The organism is Devosia sp. Z6_126, assembly GCF_058133495.1.
The window spans coordinates 888,580-905,593 of record NZ_JBYUNO010000002.1 but is presented as its reverse complement, the minus strand read 5'-3'; the positions used below and the strand labels follow the sequence as shown (position 1 = coordinate 905,593).

The window sequence follows — 17,014 nt, the reverse complement described above, 5'->3', positions numbered from 1 at the left end:
TTGGAGGGTCATTCCTCCAATGCACGCCCGTTTCATGGCCCAAGCTGCTTTGCGCACCGACCCCACGGCCCCGCCATCGCGATTGGGCGGCGACGCGGTCATGCCGGCGCCCGTTTTTGGCGGCCTGCTCGATCCGGTACTGGTTGAGCATCGGCTGGCCTTTGCCTCATCAAGTTGCATTGCGCGGCAAGACGCCAGCACGATATGGCGCTTTGTTGTTCGCGACATTTGTCCCGACCTGATCCCGCTCGCTGCGCTTGATGGACAGCCCTACGGAGCTGACGAGTTCCAGGCGGTAGTGGCTGTGGTAGCTGACCGCATCCGCGCTGCGATGACGGCAGCGGCGCGCGACCCCGAAGCGGCCCGGCGCCTTGGAGCGCGGTTGGGCGGCGAGGCTGGTTTGGCGGCGCTGCCCCTGGTGCTGACAGGCTTGCGGGGCTGGCCGCTGCTCGGCAAGGCGCACGCGCTAGGTCAGGCGATCAACGCCATCAGCGATGATGGGGCGATGGGGAGGGCCCTTGGGGCGCTGCCGCTCGCCGATCCGCCGCTTGCGGCGCTGCTGTTTCACGCCATCCTAACCGGGGTCAGCAATCCAGCGCGAATGGTGTTGGCGGCGATCAAGGCCGCGGGCGGGGCAGGAGAGGCGCGTCTCAGCCAGGCGGGGTTTGCCCCGCTGGTGGAAGCCTCGCTCGCCCATGCCCAGCAGCAGGCGCTGGGCCTGCAGCCGCAAAGCGGGTTCGCCGACATGGATCTGGCGTGTCAGCGTCTTGAGCGCTACCACCGCTTGCTCCGGGCCTTAACAGCCAATATCGAATTTGCCCGGGCCAGTCGCTGGAGCGGGATGCTGAACGGCATTGTCAAGCTGGCATCCGAGCGGGTCGAAGACCGGCTGCGCGACGTGGTGCCGGACCTGAATTCCGCCCTGCGACGCGCCCGGTCGGGGGCGGATCGTCTGGACGCCGATCGCATGCTGGCGGCGATCAACGGGATCTATCTCGTCGCCGCAATCCGCGCCTGTCGGGAGTCGCTGGCGGTCAACGCGCTTTTCGATCAGGTTTGGGCGCAATCGGGCGAAGCGCTTGAGCTGCACTGCAAGCACAATCTTGAACTGCTGCAGACAGATCCGCATAACCCCATCATTGCCGCGCGGCTGGATGGCGCCATCACCATGGCGCAGGTGCGTTTCAATCCTGCCTATGCCGAAACGCTACGCCGCGCCCGTGCCACGGCCGAGCGCCGCAGCTAGATCCATGTCGTCGCGATAGGGCGCGACAAGGCGGATGGGGATGGCCCCGCCATGATCGCGCAGGCTGGCCCACTCACCGACTTGCGCCCCCGGCTTGCCGATCAGGGCGATGGCGCCACCATCGAGTGCGGCCACGACAACGCCGATGGCGTTCCGCGGATCGCTCCGGTCCGAGGCGAGATGGATCAAGGCGCCCCGATCCAGCGCCCGAGCTTCGCCCGGCGCCACTAGCCAGAGCTTGGGGTCGTTGCCAAAGCGCCCGGCAAGGAATGGTGGTACAAGTCCAGCCTGGCTCTGCCGACCAGGTGGCACTGCTGGTGTGGCGTCCCCCAAAAGAATCACCGCCGCGCGCTCTTGGGCGACGTGGCCGGCGCTTTCGGCTGGAATTGTTCCGAGCTGAACCGCGGCCGCGACTTCCGCCACGCCAAGAGACTGGGCATCGGCCAAGCTCCCCTTAGAGCGGGGACGATGCAGGAGCCAGCCTCGCAAATTTTCGGTAGCGGAGTCAGCGGCAGGCGCAACCACATGCAGCCCACTTTCGCTCAAGAAAGCCTTGTCCGGCAGGGCTGCGGCTTGCAGCGAGATAGGCGTTGGCGCATCGGGGGTTTCATACAAGGGGTCGATCAGGCGCTCTTCCACCTTGGGGCGCTGCTGCCCGGTCAGCGCATAAACAGCATCGGCGCCACTCATCATGCAAGCCTGCCGGCTGAGATATGCGCCTGCCGCACCTGCAAGCGCGATGCCGGGCAAGGTGCCCTTGGGCACGAGGCGCGCGCTGGTTCCATCCCAGGTGCTGGCCCCGCCCGCCATGTGCCAAAGGCCCAGATCTGGTTGGAAGCCGCCACAGACCAGTACGCGGTCAACGACAAAAGGAGCCTCTTGCCGGCCCAAGTCGCCAAGGGCGAGTTGGGGCACCGCGCGCAAACCGCGCTCGCGTTCGCCCGGCTCAATGCTCCCGAGCAGGGTGCCCGGCGCCATGGTGATGCCATAGGCCTTGCAGAATTCGATGAAGCGCGATTGCGGCTGCGGGCGCGCGTCAAGCGTGCGGCGCACTGTTATACCGGCATCGCTGGCCAGCATGGCCAAGCGATAAGCTGCATTGCTGACGGTTGCCACCAGGGCCGACTGGCCCGGCCAAACCCCGTAGCGGTGCGCAAGTTCAAACGCGTCAAGCGTTGTCATGACGCCAGGCAGCCGGTTGCCCGGAAAGATCGGCAGGCGTTCTATCGTTCCGGTGGCCAGCACGATGTGCGGAGCCGCAAAATCCAGCACATGGCTGGTCCAACTTCCCCCATCCTCCACCACCACATGCGCCCGTACCAGGCCCGGTGCTGCGGCAAAGGCTTGGGCGCGGGTGACAATGCGGATTTTGCCGGTTTGCTGAATGGCCGCGACAAGCCGGGAAATGCTCTCGTCGGGAGTTTCCTCGCCCTCTTGCGTGCCAAACAGGCGCGCCGAACCGCCAAGACAAGGCGATGATTCCAACAACGTGACGCCAAGGCCCAGAACCAGGCCCGTCAGTGCCGCCGTCATCCCCGCGACCCCACCGCCCACCACAAGGAGATCAGACGGGGCAGCAGGCGTGGGACCCTGATTGCGCCAAGGTTCGGGCAAGGCGTCCAGGCGATCCAGCTGCAGGTCCAGCGAGCGGGAAGGGCCGAGCAGGCGACGAACCCTGCCGAGCGGTGACGTGCCTGAGGGCCCTGCGGGATCGGTGACCATCTCGGCACCACTGACCGCAGGCGCCTGCTGCATCGGCACGGCCGGCCCGCGCGAGCCCGTGGAACTGATAACCGAAACGGCAGGAGCAAAGCGCGGGCCAAGCCCCAAAGGGCGTCCGCCAAAGCGGCCTAGCCCCTCAATGCCACTCGCGAGGGCCGCGCTGAGCACGGTGTCGCCTTCAAAGCCCTCCACCTCATATCCGTTGAGCTGGAACTGCACAGGGCGGCTTCGATCGATCTGGGTGCCGGCAAAACTGTGGCCGCCTGCAGGGTCGAGCCTGTTGGGATGTTGGCTCAAGACGTCGCCTCCAATGCAGCAACACCAAACTCCGTCACCACCGAGCTTTGCGTCGAGCGCGCCGGGGTGCGGGCCTCGATCCAGCTTGCTTCCTGGGGCCTCGCCACGCCAGCTAGCCAGCGCGCGAACGCCGGAGCGAGGAACGCACCCGCCGTGCCAAGCCCTGCCAGGATGGTGGGTCCGGTTTGGCTGATGCGACCGAGCAGCGGAGCACTATCGGGGCCAGCGACAGCATGGTAGCGGGCCTGGCCTACCTGTACCCAGCCCGATTGTGGGCCGGTGACCTGGCGCAGGGACGGGGCAAGCTCATCAACCCCGCCGTCGCCTACTCCCGAAACGCCCCCACCGGCTGTTTGCACCACAACCATGTCTCGATCCAGTTGAAGCACCAGCGGCGCCGCAAGTTGCGGCAGCGCCCGGAGCAGCAGGGTAGCGCGCGGACGCAAAGCCGCGAAGGTCGCAAGCTCGGCAGGCGGCACATTGCCCAAAATGGCTTCATCATCGGCAAGGACAAGATGATTCGCCCGCGCCTGCCACTCCTCGCTCCACAGGGTGCCTCCGCCATCCCCGTCAACGGAGATATGGGCGAGCGATGCCTCAAGATAAGTCACCCCTTGCGCTGCCCCCCAACTCGCAAGGCCCGGCTGCAACGCCGGCCGGTGCAGCAGGGCGACGTCGCGCAAGATCCAGCCTTGCTGGCTGCCACGCAAGCTCGAAAGGGGCACCGGCTCGACCTCGTGGCCAAAACCCTGCGCTATGTGCCGGATGTGGTCGAGCGCCGCTACTCCTTCGGGCTCCTCGCTGATGAACAGAGGATTGGCGCGCGACCAGCTTTCGCGCCCGGCTGCCTTGCTGATCGTCCGAAGGGTTTCAGGCGCGGTTTGGTCGAGCAGCGCCCATGTTTCTGGCCGGGTCAGAGCACCCGCCGAAAGGTCAAAGCCCCGCGGCAGGCGCAGGCCGGACTGTCGTTCGCCGACCTGGATCACGCGGCGCCCATGTTGACCCGCCAGCAGGCCGGCCAACAGCATGGCCAAAGGGGTCGAGCCCACGATGGCAATGTCGAATTGTGTAGCGATCATTGGCGGTCACCGACCAGGGCCTGTGGCAAACCGTCCCCCTCAAGCCTGCGTGTTTTGGTGGTTTTTCCCCACAGTGCGCTTATAGATGACTCTCCCGTGCCGCGTGCCGGCGCCAAGCATCCAGGGCCCATGCTTTTCTGGTTCATCGCCACTGCCGTTACTGCCATTGCCTGCGCTGCGCTGTTTTACGCAGGGGCAGGTTACAGGGTCAACGCGACGCGGCCCCAATTCGCCGCAGCCGATTCACACTTTGCTACAGTTCTGGCGCGCATCGAGGCCGATGAGGCTTCCGGTCTGCTCGGCGCTGCCGAAGCGGCAGGCGCCAGGGCGGAACTGGCGCGAGAAGTGCTGCGTGCAGAGAACGAGGCGCGCCGCCCTGCAGCTGGCAGGGGCGAGCTGACCCGCACTCCCTTGTTGCTCGGGCTCGGGGCAATCGCTGCAATTTCGCTGGGGACCTATGGATTTCTAGGGAGCCCCAACCTGCCGAGCCAGCCACTGGCTGGGCGCGCTGCGCCGGTGGCGGAGCCAGTCGATATCAACGCTGCAGTCGCGCGCATTGAAGCACAACTCGCCCAGCGGCCCGACGATCTGCGGGGCTGGACCGTGATTGCGCCTGCCTATGTTGATCTTGGCCGGTTGGAGGATGCGGAGCGGGCCTATCGGCGCGTTCTTGAGTTAGGCGGAGCAACGCCCGATGTGCAAACCAAGCTAGCCGAGGTGCTGATCCTGCAGGCTGACGGCGCGGGGTCGGCAGAATCGATGCAACTGCTGCGAGCGGCCGCGGCGAGCGATCCCAACCATGTGCTTTCGCGCCTTTATCTTGCGGCCGAACTCACCCGCACGGCCAAGTACGAGGAAGCTGTCGCGGCTTGGCGCGAAGCGCTTGCATTGTCCCAAGGCGGCGAAGGGTGGCTGCCGGCGGCCCAGCAGGGGCTGGCAGTAGCGTTGAACGGCGGACAAGCTCCGGCCGAGGCCGCTCAATCGGAGATGATCGGGCAAATGGTTTCCGGCCTGGCCGCGCGACTGAACGCCGATGGCGGTTCGCCCGAAGAGTGGACGCAGTTGGTGCGCGCCTATCTGGTGCTGGAGGACCGCGAGGCGGCTCAGAGCGCCTATGACGCGGCCGTAGCGGCTTATCCGCAAGCCTTTGATCGTGGCGAACTCGATACCATTGCCCTGGATGCCGGGCTGACAACACCGGGAGCCACGCGATGACAGTGTCCGCAACCCTGCGCAAAAAAGGCTGGAGTCGCAAGCAGAAGCGCCTCGCGGTGATTGGGGGGCTGGCTGTTGTGGTCGCGCTCGCAACCACCTTGGTGCTGGTCGCATTGCGCGACCAGATCGTCTTTTTTTATGCGCCGTCCGATATTGTTGCCCGGCAGGTGCAGCCCGGCCAGGCGATCCGCGTGGGTGGTCTAGTCAAGGAAGGCAGTTGGGTGCGGGACGGACAGAACAATAGCTTTGTGGTAACCGATAACCAGAACGAGATTGCCGCCAACTATACTGGCATCTTGCCCGATCTGTTCCGGGAAGGGCAGGGAGTGGTCGCCGAGGGCAGCCTTGGACCCGACGGCACCTTCAAGGCCAGCAATGTTCTAGCCAAGCACGACGAGAATTATGTTCCCAAGGAAGTGGTCGAAGCGCTCAAAAAACGGGGCGAGTGGCGGCCCGAACCAGCGGTCGCAAACTGATGGCGATTGAACTCGGACATTTCGCGCTAATACTTGCCTTTGCCATCGCCACCGTTTCGGCGGTGGGGGGCTTTGCGTTGCGTCCGGGCGGAGAGCGGCTGGCGCTGGTGTTGAGCCAGGGGGCAGTGCTGCAGTTCGTGCTGGTGGCAGTGGCCTTCGCAGCCCTGATCCAAGCCTTCGTCAGCTCCGATTTCTCGCTGGCACTGGCGGTCAACAACTCCCATTCGCTCAAGCCGCTCTTGTTCAAGATTTCAGGGGTATGGGGCAATCATGAAGGCTCCATGGTCCTCTGGATCCTGATCCTTGTGCTGTTTGGCGCTCTCGTCGCTGCCTTCGGCCGGGGGTTGCCGCCCGACCTACTGGCGCTGGTGCTGGCTACGCAAAGTCTGTTGGCCGCCGCCTTCGGGGGCTTTACGCTCTTTACCTCCAACCCCTTCGCGCGGATGGTGTCGGCGCCGTTGCAGGGCCGCGACCTCAACCCGGTGCTGCAGGATATCGGGCTCGCCATTCATCCGCCGCTGCTCTACGCTGGCTATGTCGGCTTTTCGATCTGCTTTTCCTTTGCGGTTGCGGCGTTGATTTCGGGCCGCATTGACCAGGCCTGGGCCCGCTGGGTGCGGCCCTGGACCATGCTCAGCTGGACCTTTTTGACCTTGGGCATCGCCATGGGCTCCTACTGGGCCTATTACGAGCTGGGTTGGGGTGGCTGGTGGTTTTGGGACCCGGTGGAAAATGCCAGCTTCATGCCCTGGCTCGCTGGCACCGCGCTGCTGCATTCCGCGCTGGTGATGGAGAAGCGCAACGCGCTCAAAATATGGACGATCTTTTTGTCCATCATCACCTTTTCCCTGTCACTGCTTGGCACCTTCCTGGTGCGCTCGGGCATTCTGACATCGGTGCATACCTTTGCCAGCGATCCCACCCGGGGGCTGGTGATCCTGACGCTGCTGGCTCTTGTGATCGGTGCCGCATTCACGCTCTTTGCGCTGCGCGCTTCGACGCTGCGCCAAGGTGGGCTGTTTGCGCCGGTCAGTCGCGAAGGCGCGCTGATCCTCAACAATCTGTTCCTTGCCACGGCAGTGGGTGCCATTCTCGTCGGCACGCTTTATCCATTGGTGCTTGATGCGCTTGGCGGCACAACCATTTCCGTGGGTGCCCCCTTCTTCAACCTGACCTTTGGTGCATTGATGTCGCCGCTCCTGCTGATCCTGCCTTTCGGGCCGCTGCTGGCCTGGAAACGGGCCGATGTGGTGAACGCCGCACAGCGCTTGCTGGGCGCCGGGGCACTAGCGATTTTCGTCACCATCCTGGTTGCTTCCCTGAGCGGCCGCTCCATCTCGCTAGCCCCGCTTGGGCTGCTGCTTGGCTTCTGGGTGGCTTTCGGGGCCGTCGCCGAGCTGGTCGACCGCGGGCGGATCGGACGCATCCCGCTGCGCGAAAGCGTGCGGCGACTGGTAGGACTGCCGCGTTCTGCCTGGTCAACAGCCATCGCGCATTTCGGGGTTGGCGTGACCGTGCTGGGTATCGTGGCGACATCCGCTTGGCAGACGGAACTCGTCACCACCCTTGACCCGGGCGAAACCGCCGAACTGTCCGGCTATAAGGTCGGGTTCGACGAGTTCGCCGAGCTAGCGGGTCCAAACTACCGCGCCGAGCAGGGGCATTTCACCATCACGGCACCCAATGGTGGCACCCGTCCGCTGGTGGCCGAACGGCGCATCTACAGCGCCAGTGGTATGACCACCACGGAAGCGGCGATCGGCACTTATGGGTTCTCCCAGCTCTATCTGCAGCTGGGTGAGCCGCTGGACAACACGCATGTGGTTCGGATCTGGCACAAGCCTTATATCACCCTGATCTGGCTGGGGGCCGTGCTGATGGCTGGGGCAGGGGTCTTGTCCTTGTCCGATCGCCGCCAGCGCATCGGGGCTCCACGCCGTACTGCCAAGGCAGTGCCGGAGCCAGCCGAATGAGTTGGGTGCGTGTGCTCATGGTGCTGTGTGGATTGCTGCTGGCACTGCCCGCAGCTGCGGTAGGGCCGGATGAGATTCTACCCGACCAGGCGTTGGAGAGCCGGGCCCGCGACATCTCGGCGGGCCTGCGGTGCCTCGTATGCCAGAACCAATCCATTGACGACAGCGACGCCGACCTCGCCCGGGACCTGCGGCTTCTCGTGCGTGAGCGGCTGGTGGCGGGGGACAGCGACGAGGCGGTGCGGCAGTTCGTTGTCGATCGCTATGGTGAATATGTGCTACTGGCCCCGCGCTTTGGCGCCCATACGCTGCTGTTGTGGGCAGCCGGGCCGCTGTTGCTGCTGGTGGGCACGGCCGGAGTCTGGCTTGCCGCTCGCGGACACCGGGGTGCAGGGCAGGGCGGCGATCTTAGTGATGACGAAGTGGCAGCACTGGAGCGGCTGCGGCAGTCCAAAGCTGAGCGTTAGCGAGCTCTCACCTTACGAAAGTTTAATCCGAGCGCAACGTCGCCGAAAGGCGGTGCATTCCATATGTATCGCACGGGCTTATGAAACGGCCTTTCCAAGGAGACGAATCCCAATGCGCTCAACTATTCTTACTCGGACGCGGCGTTGGCTCGGGGCCTCGGCCCTGGCACTGACGGTAGCTGTCGGCGGCGTATCCACCGCTTTCGTGATGACCGGCCAGGCAGCTAATGCCCAGGTTCAGAACAGTGCACAAATCATCGTACCACCCGTGGAGCAGCCGCAGCAGGGCTTTGCCGACCTGGTGGAAGCGGTCAAGCCAGCGGTGGTTTCGATTCTGGTTGAGGCCGAAGCGGCTGGCCAGGCAGCTCAGCGGGGCGGTCAGTTCAATTTCAACATGCCGGACCTGCCAGAAGGGCATCCATTCCGTGACTTCTTCGACCAGTTCAGCGACCGCTTCGGGTCTGATGGTCGAGGGCAGGGCTCCGAAAACATGCCGAGGCCGCGGCCCTATATGGCGGCGGGTTCTGGCTTTGTGATCTCGGGTGACGGCTATGTCGTTACCAACAATCACGTGGTCGAAAATGCCACCAAGGTGACCGTCGTTTTCGATGACGGCACCGAGCAAACGGCCGAGATCGTCGGCACCGATGAGCGCACCGACCTTGCCGTGCTCAAGATCGAGGGTACGGACCTGCCCTTCGTGAACTTCGAAGGCGAGCCGAGCCGCGTTGGCGACTGGGTGGTTGCTGTCGGCAATCCCTTTGGTCTGGGCGGCACCGTGACCGTTGGCGTGATCTCCGGTTCGGGCCGCAATATCGGCGGCTCCGGTTATGGCGATTTCCTGCAGATCGACGCGGCCGTCAACACCGGCAACTCGGGCGGACCTGCCTTTAACACCAGGGGCGAAGTGGTGGGCGTCAACACCGCCATCTACTCGCCCAATGGCGGCAATGTCGGCATCGCCTTTGCCATTCCCGCAGCCACGGTCAAGACCATTGTCGGCCAACTGATCGAGGACGGTTCGGTGACCCGCGGTTATCTGGGCGTGTCCATTCAGGACGTGACCAAGGATATCGCCGACAGCGTGGGCCTGCCCAATGCTGCCGGGGCGATCGTGCGTGATGCCGCTCCCGATGGTCCAGCCGCCCCGGCAGGCGTTCGCTCGGGCGACATCATCATCCAGGTGGATGGTGAGCCCATCGACGACGCACTGGACCTGAGCCGCACGATTGCGGGCAAGGCTCCGGACTCCACGGTTGAGCTGACGATTTGGCGCGATGGCGCTGAAACCAAGCTTTCCGTCCAGCTCGAGACCTTGACCGAGGAAACGGCCCAGAACGACACCGAACAGGCGCCAACCACTCCTGAGCAACAGCCAGCGCAATCGAGCGAGGGCCTGACCCTGGTGCCCAATGGTGACGGCTCGGGCGGTCTGCTGATCCAGGAGGTTGATCCCGAAAGCCCTGCGGCGGAACGTGGTTTTGCAGTTGGCGATGCAATCCTCGAAGTCGACAACAAGCCTGTCGAAACCGTTGAGGATTTCCAAGCCGCCATTTCCGGCGTCAAGGATCGCGGGCTCAATACTGCCCTGGTCAAGGCCAGCCGCGATGGTGAAGCCCGCTTCATCGGTCTGCCACTAAGCGAATAAACCCGCTACGGTCCCGGGGCAGCCGCTCCGGGACCCTTTTCTCAGCGCTGCGCCGGGAGCGTCACGGTGAAGATTTTGCTGATTGAAGACGATCGTGAGGCAGCAAGTTACCTGATCCAGGCGCTTGATGAATCCGGTCACGTGACCCACCACGCCACCGATGGGGAAACCGGCCACGCCATGGCGTCGGATATGGAATACGACGTACTGATCGTTGATCGCATGCTGCCTCGCCGGGACGGTCTTTCCATTGTCGAGTCGCTAAGGGCCAAGGGTGACAATACGCCCGTATTGATCTTGTCGGCACTCGGCGAGGTCGATGATCGTGTCACCGGGCTGCGCGCGGGCGGCGACGATTACCTGACCAAGCCTTATGCCTTCACCGAATTGCTGGCCCGGGTTGAAGTGCTGGCCCGCCGCTCCAGCCCCTCTGAAGCCGCCACGACCTATGAGGTTAGCGGCCTGACGCTGGACCGCCTGTCACGCAAGGTGGAACGGGATGGCGAATCTATCCTGCTCCAGCCGCGGGAATTCAGACTACTGGAATACCTGATGAGAAATGCCGGTAAGGTGGTGACCCGCACCATGCTGCTGGAAAATGTCTGGGATTATCATTTCGACCCCCAGACCAATGTCATCGATGTGCATATGTCGCGCCTGCGGGCCAAGATCGACAAAGGCTATGCCAATCCACTGCTCCACACGGTGCGGGGCGCCGGTTACATGATCCGCGAGTAGCGCGTGCACCGTCTTGCCCAACTCTGGCGCACCTCCACGGTCCGGTTGACCGCCGCGTTTATCCTGATCTTCATCCTGTTTGCCGTGCTGCTGCTGGGCTTTATTACTTGGCAGTCCAGCGTGCAGATCCAGCGCCAGCAGGCAGATGATATCGATCGCGAAGTGCGCTTGTTCCAGCGGATCGATGCGAACCAGGGGCTTCGTGGCCTCGCCATAGCCGTGGACCGGCTGTCGCGCCAGCCGGGCCCGGGCGTATACTTCCTGGGCGACGCATCCGGCCAGTACCTCTTGGGCAATGTCGTGCAAATTCCCGCGGGAGTGCTAGTGGAGCCGGGCGTTTACAGCTTCGACTATGAACGGGCCAGCCCCTTGGGGGACGACGGCCAGTCCGATGCGGGTCCCCGCCGGGGCGTTGCTGTGGTGCGTTCGCTTGAACTCAGCAACGGGCTGCGGCTGGTGGTTGGCCGTGACGTGCTGGAACGGCGGGGCTACTCGGCCATCATTGTGCGAAGTTTCCTCGTGGGGGTCGCCGGAATCATCTTCTTTTCCATGGTGGCGGGGGGCCTCACCGCCAGAAGAGTGCTGCGGCGTATCGATTCCATCCGCGATACCTCAACCAAGATCATGTCGGGCAATCTCTCCGAGCGCGTGCCGATCACCCGGCGCAATGACGAATTCGACGGACTGGCCACCAACCTCAATGCCATGCTCGACCGCATCGAGCAGTTGCTGCAGGGCCTCAAGGAAGTCACCGACAACGTCGCGCACGACCTCAAGACGCCGCTGACTCGCCTGCGCAATCAGGCGGAGGCGGCACTGCGCCCCGGGGCAAGCGACATGACCCGCGAGCAGGCACTCGAAACCACCATTGCTGAAAGCGACCGCCTGATCCGCACCTTCAACGCTCTTCTGATGATCGCCAGAGCGGAGGCGGGTGCCCCATCGGGCGCATTCGCCGAGGTCGATGTCAGCGCCGTTGTAACCGATCTAGCCGAGCTCTATGGCCCCGTGGCCGAGGACGAGGGAATTGCCGTTGAAACCGCGATTGCCCCATCCGTTCGCCTGAAGGGTAATCGCGAACTGATTGGGCAAGCCATGGTCAACCTGCTCGAGAACGCTTTGAAATATGCCAAGCCCGAGCAGGGCGGGCAGGGGCGGATCACCATCAGTTTGCGCGAAGAACGCGGGCGGGTCCTGATCGAGGTTGCCGATAATGGTCCCGGCATTGCAGAGGAAGATAGGCTGCGCGTTGTAGAGCGCTTTGTGCGACTGGAAAAAAGCCGGTCTGAACCGGGATCAGGGCTTGGGCTTTCGCTGGTGGACGCGGTGGCGCGCCTGCATGGCGGCAGCTTCCGGCTCGCCGACAATGCTCCTGGGGCGCGGGCGATCATCGACCTGCCTGCAGGGTGACGGGGACCGGCTTGCCGCGGCTAAAGGTCCCATATATCACATAGGTTTATGGCTACTGCCCTCCAACAACTGCCCCCGACGCCAACGCCGCGCTTCGATGAATGGCTCGGCAGCCTTCCCGAGGCCGAGCGCGTTCCGCTGGCAGTAGCTGCCAGTGCCCTCGGCCCTTTGCTGGAAACAGCGCCATATCTCTTGGGCCTAGCTCAAGCCAATGCGGGATGGTTGGCTCAGGCGCTGGGGCAAGTGCCAAACTCAGTGTTTCATGCCATCCTCGATGATGTCGCTGAGGCCGGGCGAACCGCGGCCGACGAAGCGGCGCTGGCGCCCATACTGCGTCGCGCCAAGGCGCGCACCGCCTTGTGGGCGGCGGTCACCGAAACGGGGCGAGCTCTAAGCACCGCACAGACCACTGCTGCCCTGTCCGACCTTGCCGATGCTGCCCTTGAAGCCGCACTGGACCTCTTGATGCGCCAGGCTGCCGGCCGGGGCTTGCTGGCCATTCCAGTCGAGGAAGCGACGGCGGCCAATTCGGGCCTTGCCCTTTTCGCGCTGGGCAAGCATGGCGGACAGGAACTGAACTACTCTTCCGACATCGACATTGTCGCGTTTTTTGATCCGGAGAAAGGCGTTCTAGCTGAGCCGGCCGAAGCGACGAGGTTCTATTCACGCGTTGTGCAGCGGCTGATGGGACTGATCGAAGATCGCACGCCCGATGGTTATGTGTTCCGCACTGACCTGCGGCTGCGGCCCGATCCGGGTTCGACCCCGGTCGCGATCTCGGTTGATGCGGCCCTTGCCTATTACGAAAGCCGCGGCCAGAACTGGGAGCGGGCCGCCTGGATCAAGGCGCGAACTTGCGCCGGCGATGGGGAAGTTGGCGCCAGTTTCCTCAAGGAACTGGCGCCCTATATCTGGCGCAAGCATCTCGATTTCGCGACCATTGCCGATATCCAAGCTATGAAACGCCAGATCAACATTGCCAAGAACGTTGGCGAGATCCGCGTGGAAGGTCACAACGTCAAACTCGGGCGCGGCGGAATCCGCGAGATCGAGTTCTTCACCCAAACCCAACAACTGATTGCCGGCGGGCGCGACAAGAGCCTGCGCGCCAAACCTACGGTCCTCGCACTCGCGGCGCTGGCCGATGCCAATTGGATCACGCTCACGGCCGCTTCAGAGTTGAGCCACACCTATTGGTTCTTGCGCGCCGTGGAGAACCGGCTGCAGATGCTGCGGGATGAACAAACCCATACCATGCCGACCAATGCTGACGATCTGGCCAGCATTGCCCGGCTCATGGGGGAGGACAGCCTGCTGCGGTTTCAGGCCGAGTATCGTGCCGCACTCGAGCTGGTATCTTCCTACTATGGCGAGCTATTCACCGAAGGGGAGAGCCTGGGTAGTGCTGAAGGCAACCTAGTGTTTACCGGCAGCGATGATGACCCGGGCACGCTGGAAACCCTATCGCAGCTCGGCTTCACTGACCCTCATCTCGCGATCGCAACTATTCGCAAGTGGCATTACGGCAGCTACCCTGCGACGCGTGCAGCGGCTGCCCGCGCCCATTTGACCGAGCTGCTCCCAGCGCTGTTGTCGACGCTTGGCGCTGCCGGCAATGCTGATCTGGCGCTGGCGCGGTTCGACAACTTCCTGTCCCGCCTACCCACGGGCGTGCAGCTCTTTGCCTTGCTGCGCACTCATGCCGATCTGCGCACCTTGCTGGTGCAAATGATGGCCTCGGCCCCCCGCATGGCCGAAGCGGTGATCCACCGCACCCATGTCATGGATGCCTTGATCGACCCCGCATTTGCCAGCGAAGTCACACATCGCGACGTGCTGATTTCCAAGGTCGATGCCTTCATGGCTGAAGCTCGCTCCTATGAGGAGAGCATCGATCGCGCCAGGATCATCGGACAGGAGCAGCGATTCCTGATTGCCGCGGGCTTGCTCTCGGGCACAGTGAGCGCGAAGGGTGCAGGTGAGCAGTTCACGGCCTTGGCCGAAACCCTGCTGAACCGCCTTTTCGCGACGGTTAAGGTCGAGTTCGAGCGCCGCCACGGCCGCATCAGGGACGGCCGGGTGGCGCTGCTAGCCTTCGGCAAAATGGCTAGCCGCGAGATGACAGCCACCTCCGACCTCGATTTCATCATGCTTTATGATGCTCCCGACGTGGAATCGGACGGCGACAAACCCCTCAGTGCCAGCCATTACTACACCCGGCTGACCCAGCGGCTGGTGGCCGCCATCAGCGCTCCGACAGCAGAGGGCGTGCTGTACCAGGCCGATATGCGCCTGCGCCCTTCCGGCAATGCCGGCCCGCTCGCCACCAGCTTGCACGGCTTTGTGGATTACCAGCTCGAACATGCCTGGACTTGGGAGCATCTCGCGCTCAGCCGCGCGCGCATAGTCTTTGCCGACGGCACCTTCGGCGAACAGATGAACGACGCCGTGGCCCGGGTGCTGGCAACGCGGCGCGACACCGCCAAGGTCATCGAGGATGTTCGTTCGATGCGGGCGTTGCTGGCCAAGGAACGGCCACCCCGCCACCCATTTGACCTTAAGCTCGCGGCGGGCGGACTGGTGGACCTGGAGTTCATCGCCCAGTCAGGGTTCCTGTCGGTCGGCTCCCAACTGGGCTTGCCGCAGGCGCTCACGGCGGAGGTGCTGACCCGGCTCGACGAGCTTGGCTTGCTGCCCAGCGGCACACGGCTCGCCCAGATCCATGGGCTTTATTCGGAAGTGATCCAGGTGATGAGCTCTGCCTTGCTCGACCCGTTCAAGGAGGAAGGCTGGAATGGGGCCTTCCGGGAATTGCTAGCGCAACTGACCCACTACCCCGATTTCAGCCGGCTTGAGCTGGATCTTGCTGAAATGCGCGCCGAGGTCTCGGCCGCAGCGCAGGCCTGGTACGAGCGAGCCGCAGCCCTATAGATGCCTATTCGGCCGCCCGAATGCCTTCTTCGCTGCGCAACGGCAGGGATATGGCCACCGTCGTGCCCAGGGAAGGGCTGGAGTCAATGGCCATGTGCCCGCCGCTGAGCTCGGCAATGGCGCGCGAAATCGAAATGCCAAGGCCGTGACCAACCCCTTCGCGAGTGAAGGTCGCGTCACCAAGGGCGAAAGGCTGGGAAAGACTGGCCAGCCGCTCCTCGTTCATGCCGAGCCCGGTATCGGTGATTTCAATAACAACGCCATCATGGGCAGCAAAGGCTGCCAGCGTGACTCGGCCCCCGCTCGGCGTGAAGCGGATCGCGTTCTCGACGATATTGCCGATCATGCGCAACAGCCCTAGGCGGTCGCCATGCACAACCGCGCCGCTACCTTCGCCGCGCACAAAGCTCAGCCCGGCTCGCGCAGTTTGTCCACGGAAGCGCTGCCCGACCTCGTCGAGGAGCTCGTCCACGCTGAGTGGATCGGAGCGCAGCATCTTCTGCCCGCCTTCAAGCTCCGCGAGATCAAGAATGGTCGCAAAGGAATCCAGCAGGTGTTCGCCAGAGGACTTGATCGACTGCACGTAATCCTTGTAGCGGCGATCGCCGAGCGGGCCATAAGCCTCATGCCGCATCAGTTCGGCAAAGCCGATGATGTGGTTGAGCGGCGTGCGTACGTCATGGCTGAGATGAGCCAGGAAATTGGTCTTGGAGCGGCTGGCGGCCTCGGCCTTGAGCTTTTCCTCATGATAGCGGCGGGCGAGCAGCCGCTGCTCCTCCCGGATGGAGTTCAGCAGTGAATCGGCTTTCTTGCGCTCGGTGACATCGGTCACGAGCGTAAGGAAATTGCCGTCGCCCAAGGGACGTTCCTCGATCAGCATGCAGCTGCCGTCTTCGCGATGCAGCTCCATCAAGCGGGTGTTGTCCGCGTCATTGACCAGCTTCATGTATCCGCCGGCAATCAGTCGCTTGACCATTTGGGGGTAGGTCACGCTTGTACCCTCCAGGTCCAGGCGCTCGCGGTACTGTTGATTGCAGACCACCAGCTGGCCCGATTTGGTCCAGCACGCCATCCCCATCGGCACAGCCGAAGCAAGGGTCTGGTAGACAAAACGCTGCATGCGATCGGGCATTTCGTTGAAGTGGCTGCGGCGCCAGGAGAGGCCTGTCATCAGCGCAGCCACGGCAAGGGCGGCCAGGGCCCGGACCAGCAGGCCGGGCCATATCAGGTCCTCATTGGCTTCAAGCAACAAGATACCGTGCTGACCAACGGGGAACTGCTCGCTGACGAGCGTTCTCTGGGGAGCAGTGGAAGGATCGGCGTGTAGCCGCGCATGAACGACACCGCCCGACAGCCTTACCGCTTGTTGCAGCTGCGGCAACGGAGCGGTGGTTGCGGCAATCTCGTCTGCCATCAATGCGCCGATGGCGGTCAGGTCGCGACGGGCCTCATCAAGGGTCCTTGCCGTGTCATAGATAATGAAAAGCGTCGCGGCCAGGATGGCGGTGAGTGCGACGGTCCTCGTCACGGGCGAAACCTTGCGGAAAAGTGACCCTGTATGGGTGTTCTCGCCTTCTGGCCGATGAGCTGAATTCTGACCTTTGCCCACGCTGAATCCATCAGCGCCGACGCCGGATTGCTCCGCCGACCGCATGAATAACTCCGTAATGTGAGGCTAATTGCCCCGACCGATACCCTTAACGAACAATGAATCAGGCGGTGGCAGCTTGTCCATACCTCTCCGGCCAGCGCTAAAGCGAGAGCCGCCAAAAGGCGAGTCTCTTGAATCACTTAGCGGCGGAGAAATATTCT

Annotated in this window: 12 protein-coding genes; 9 read left to right on the top strand and 3 right to left on the bottom strand. The window is 63.5% G+C overall.

Annotation, left to right across the window (positions count from 1 at the left end; all coding sequences use genetic code 11):
* Nucleotides 1-34: 34 nt before the first annotated feature.
* The gene (locus tag AC3YOG_RS11415; protein WP_489935148.1) at nucleotides 35-1,246 is read left to right on the top strand and encodes a hypothetical protein; all 1,212 of its coding nucleotides are present in this window, start codon (nucleotides 35-37) and stop codon (nucleotides 1,244-1,246) included.
* Here AC3YOG_RS11415 and AC3YOG_RS11410 read toward each other — a convergent pair.
* Together AC3YOG_RS11410 and AC3YOG_RS11405 are read right to left on the bottom strand one after the other, a co-directional pair.
* On the bottom strand, nucleotides 1,208-3,265 hold the full coding sequence (locus AC3YOG_RS11410) for an FAD-dependent oxidoreductase (RefSeq protein WP_489935147.1): 2,058 nt from the start codon (nucleotides 3,263-3,265) through the stop codon (nucleotides 1,208-1,210). The two genes, AC3YOG_RS11415 and AC3YOG_RS11410, sit on opposite strands and share 39 nt — an antisense overlap.
* A complete protein-coding gene (locus AC3YOG_RS11405; protein ID WP_489935146.1) occupies nucleotides 3,262-4,344 on the bottom strand; it encodes an FAD-binding oxidoreductase/lyase in 1,083 nt (360 codons plus the stop codon). The genes AC3YOG_RS11410 and AC3YOG_RS11405 overlap by 4 nt, the downstream gene beginning before the upstream one ends.
* 129 nt (nucleotides 4,345-4,473) lie before the next feature.
* Between AC3YOG_RS11405 and ccmI the strand changes: the two genes are divergently transcribed.
* The 8 genes from ccmI (at nucleotide 4,474) to AC3YOG_RS11365 (ending at nucleotide 15,202) form a co-directional block, all read left to right on the top strand.
* A complete protein-coding gene (ccmI, locus tag AC3YOG_RS11400; RefSeq protein WP_489935145.1) occupies nucleotides 4,474-5,559 on the top strand; it encodes a c-type cytochrome biogenesis protein CcmI in 1,086 nt (361 codons plus the stop codon).
* On the top strand, nucleotides 5,556-6,035 hold the full coding sequence (gene ccmE / locus AC3YOG_RS11395) for a cytochrome c maturation protein CcmE (protein WP_489935144.1): 480 nt from the start codon (nucleotides 5,556-5,558) through the stop codon (nucleotides 6,033-6,035). The genes ccmI and ccmE overlap by 4 nt, the downstream gene beginning before the upstream one ends.
* Nucleotides 6,035-8,008 carry a heme lyase CcmF/NrfE family subunit gene (locus tag AC3YOG_RS11390; RefSeq protein ID WP_489935143.1) on the top strand — a complete coding sequence of 658 codons (1,974 nt, stop codon included), beginning with the start codon at nucleotides 6,035-6,037 and terminating at the stop codon, nucleotides 8,006-8,008. Before ccmE ends, AC3YOG_RS11390 begins: the two co-directional genes overlap by 1 nt.
* Nucleotides 8,005-8,475, top strand: a complete 471-nt coding sequence (locus AC3YOG_RS11385; protein ID WP_489935142.1) for a cytochrome c-type biogenesis protein — start codon at nucleotides 8,005-8,007, stop codon at nucleotides 8,473-8,475. The genes AC3YOG_RS11390 and AC3YOG_RS11385 overlap by 4 nt, the downstream gene beginning before the upstream one ends.
* A 112-nt stretch (nucleotides 8,476-8,587) precedes the next feature.
* Nucleotides 8,588-10,123, top strand: a complete 1,536-nt coding sequence (locus tag AC3YOG_RS11380; RefSeq protein ID WP_489935141.1) for a Do family serine endopeptidase — start codon at nucleotides 8,588-8,590, stop codon at nucleotides 10,121-10,123.
* A gap of 66 nt (nucleotides 10,124-10,189) precedes the next feature.
* On the top strand, nucleotides 10,190-10,861 hold the full coding sequence (locus AC3YOG_RS11375) for a response regulator transcription factor (protein WP_127752387.1): 672 nt from the start codon (nucleotides 10,190-10,192) through the stop codon (nucleotides 10,859-10,861).
* A gap of 3 nt (nucleotides 10,862-10,864) precedes the next feature.
* A complete protein-coding gene (locus AC3YOG_RS11370; RefSeq protein WP_127752388.1) occupies nucleotides 10,865-12,271 on the top strand; it encodes a HAMP domain-containing sensor histidine kinase in 1,407 nt (468 codons plus the stop codon).
* A gap of 48 nt (nucleotides 12,272-12,319) precedes the next feature.
* The gene (locus AC3YOG_RS11365) at nucleotides 12,320-15,202 is read left to right on the top strand and encodes a bifunctional [glutamine synthetase] adenylyltransferase/[glutamine synthetase]-adenylyl-L-tyrosine phosphorylase (RefSeq protein WP_489935140.1); all 2,883 of its coding nucleotides are present in this window, start codon (nucleotides 12,320-12,322) and stop codon (nucleotides 15,200-15,202) included.
* A gap of 4 nt (nucleotides 15,203-15,206) precedes the next feature.
* Here AC3YOG_RS11365 and AC3YOG_RS11360 read toward each other — a convergent pair whose 3' ends face one another.
* Nucleotides 15,207-16,730, bottom strand: coding sequence for a sensor histidine kinase (locus tag AC3YOG_RS11360; RefSeq protein ID WP_489935139.1), 1,524 nt, complete (start codon nucleotides 16,728-16,730; stop codon nucleotides 15,207-15,209).
* Nucleotides 16,731-17,014 lie beyond the last annotated feature (284 nt).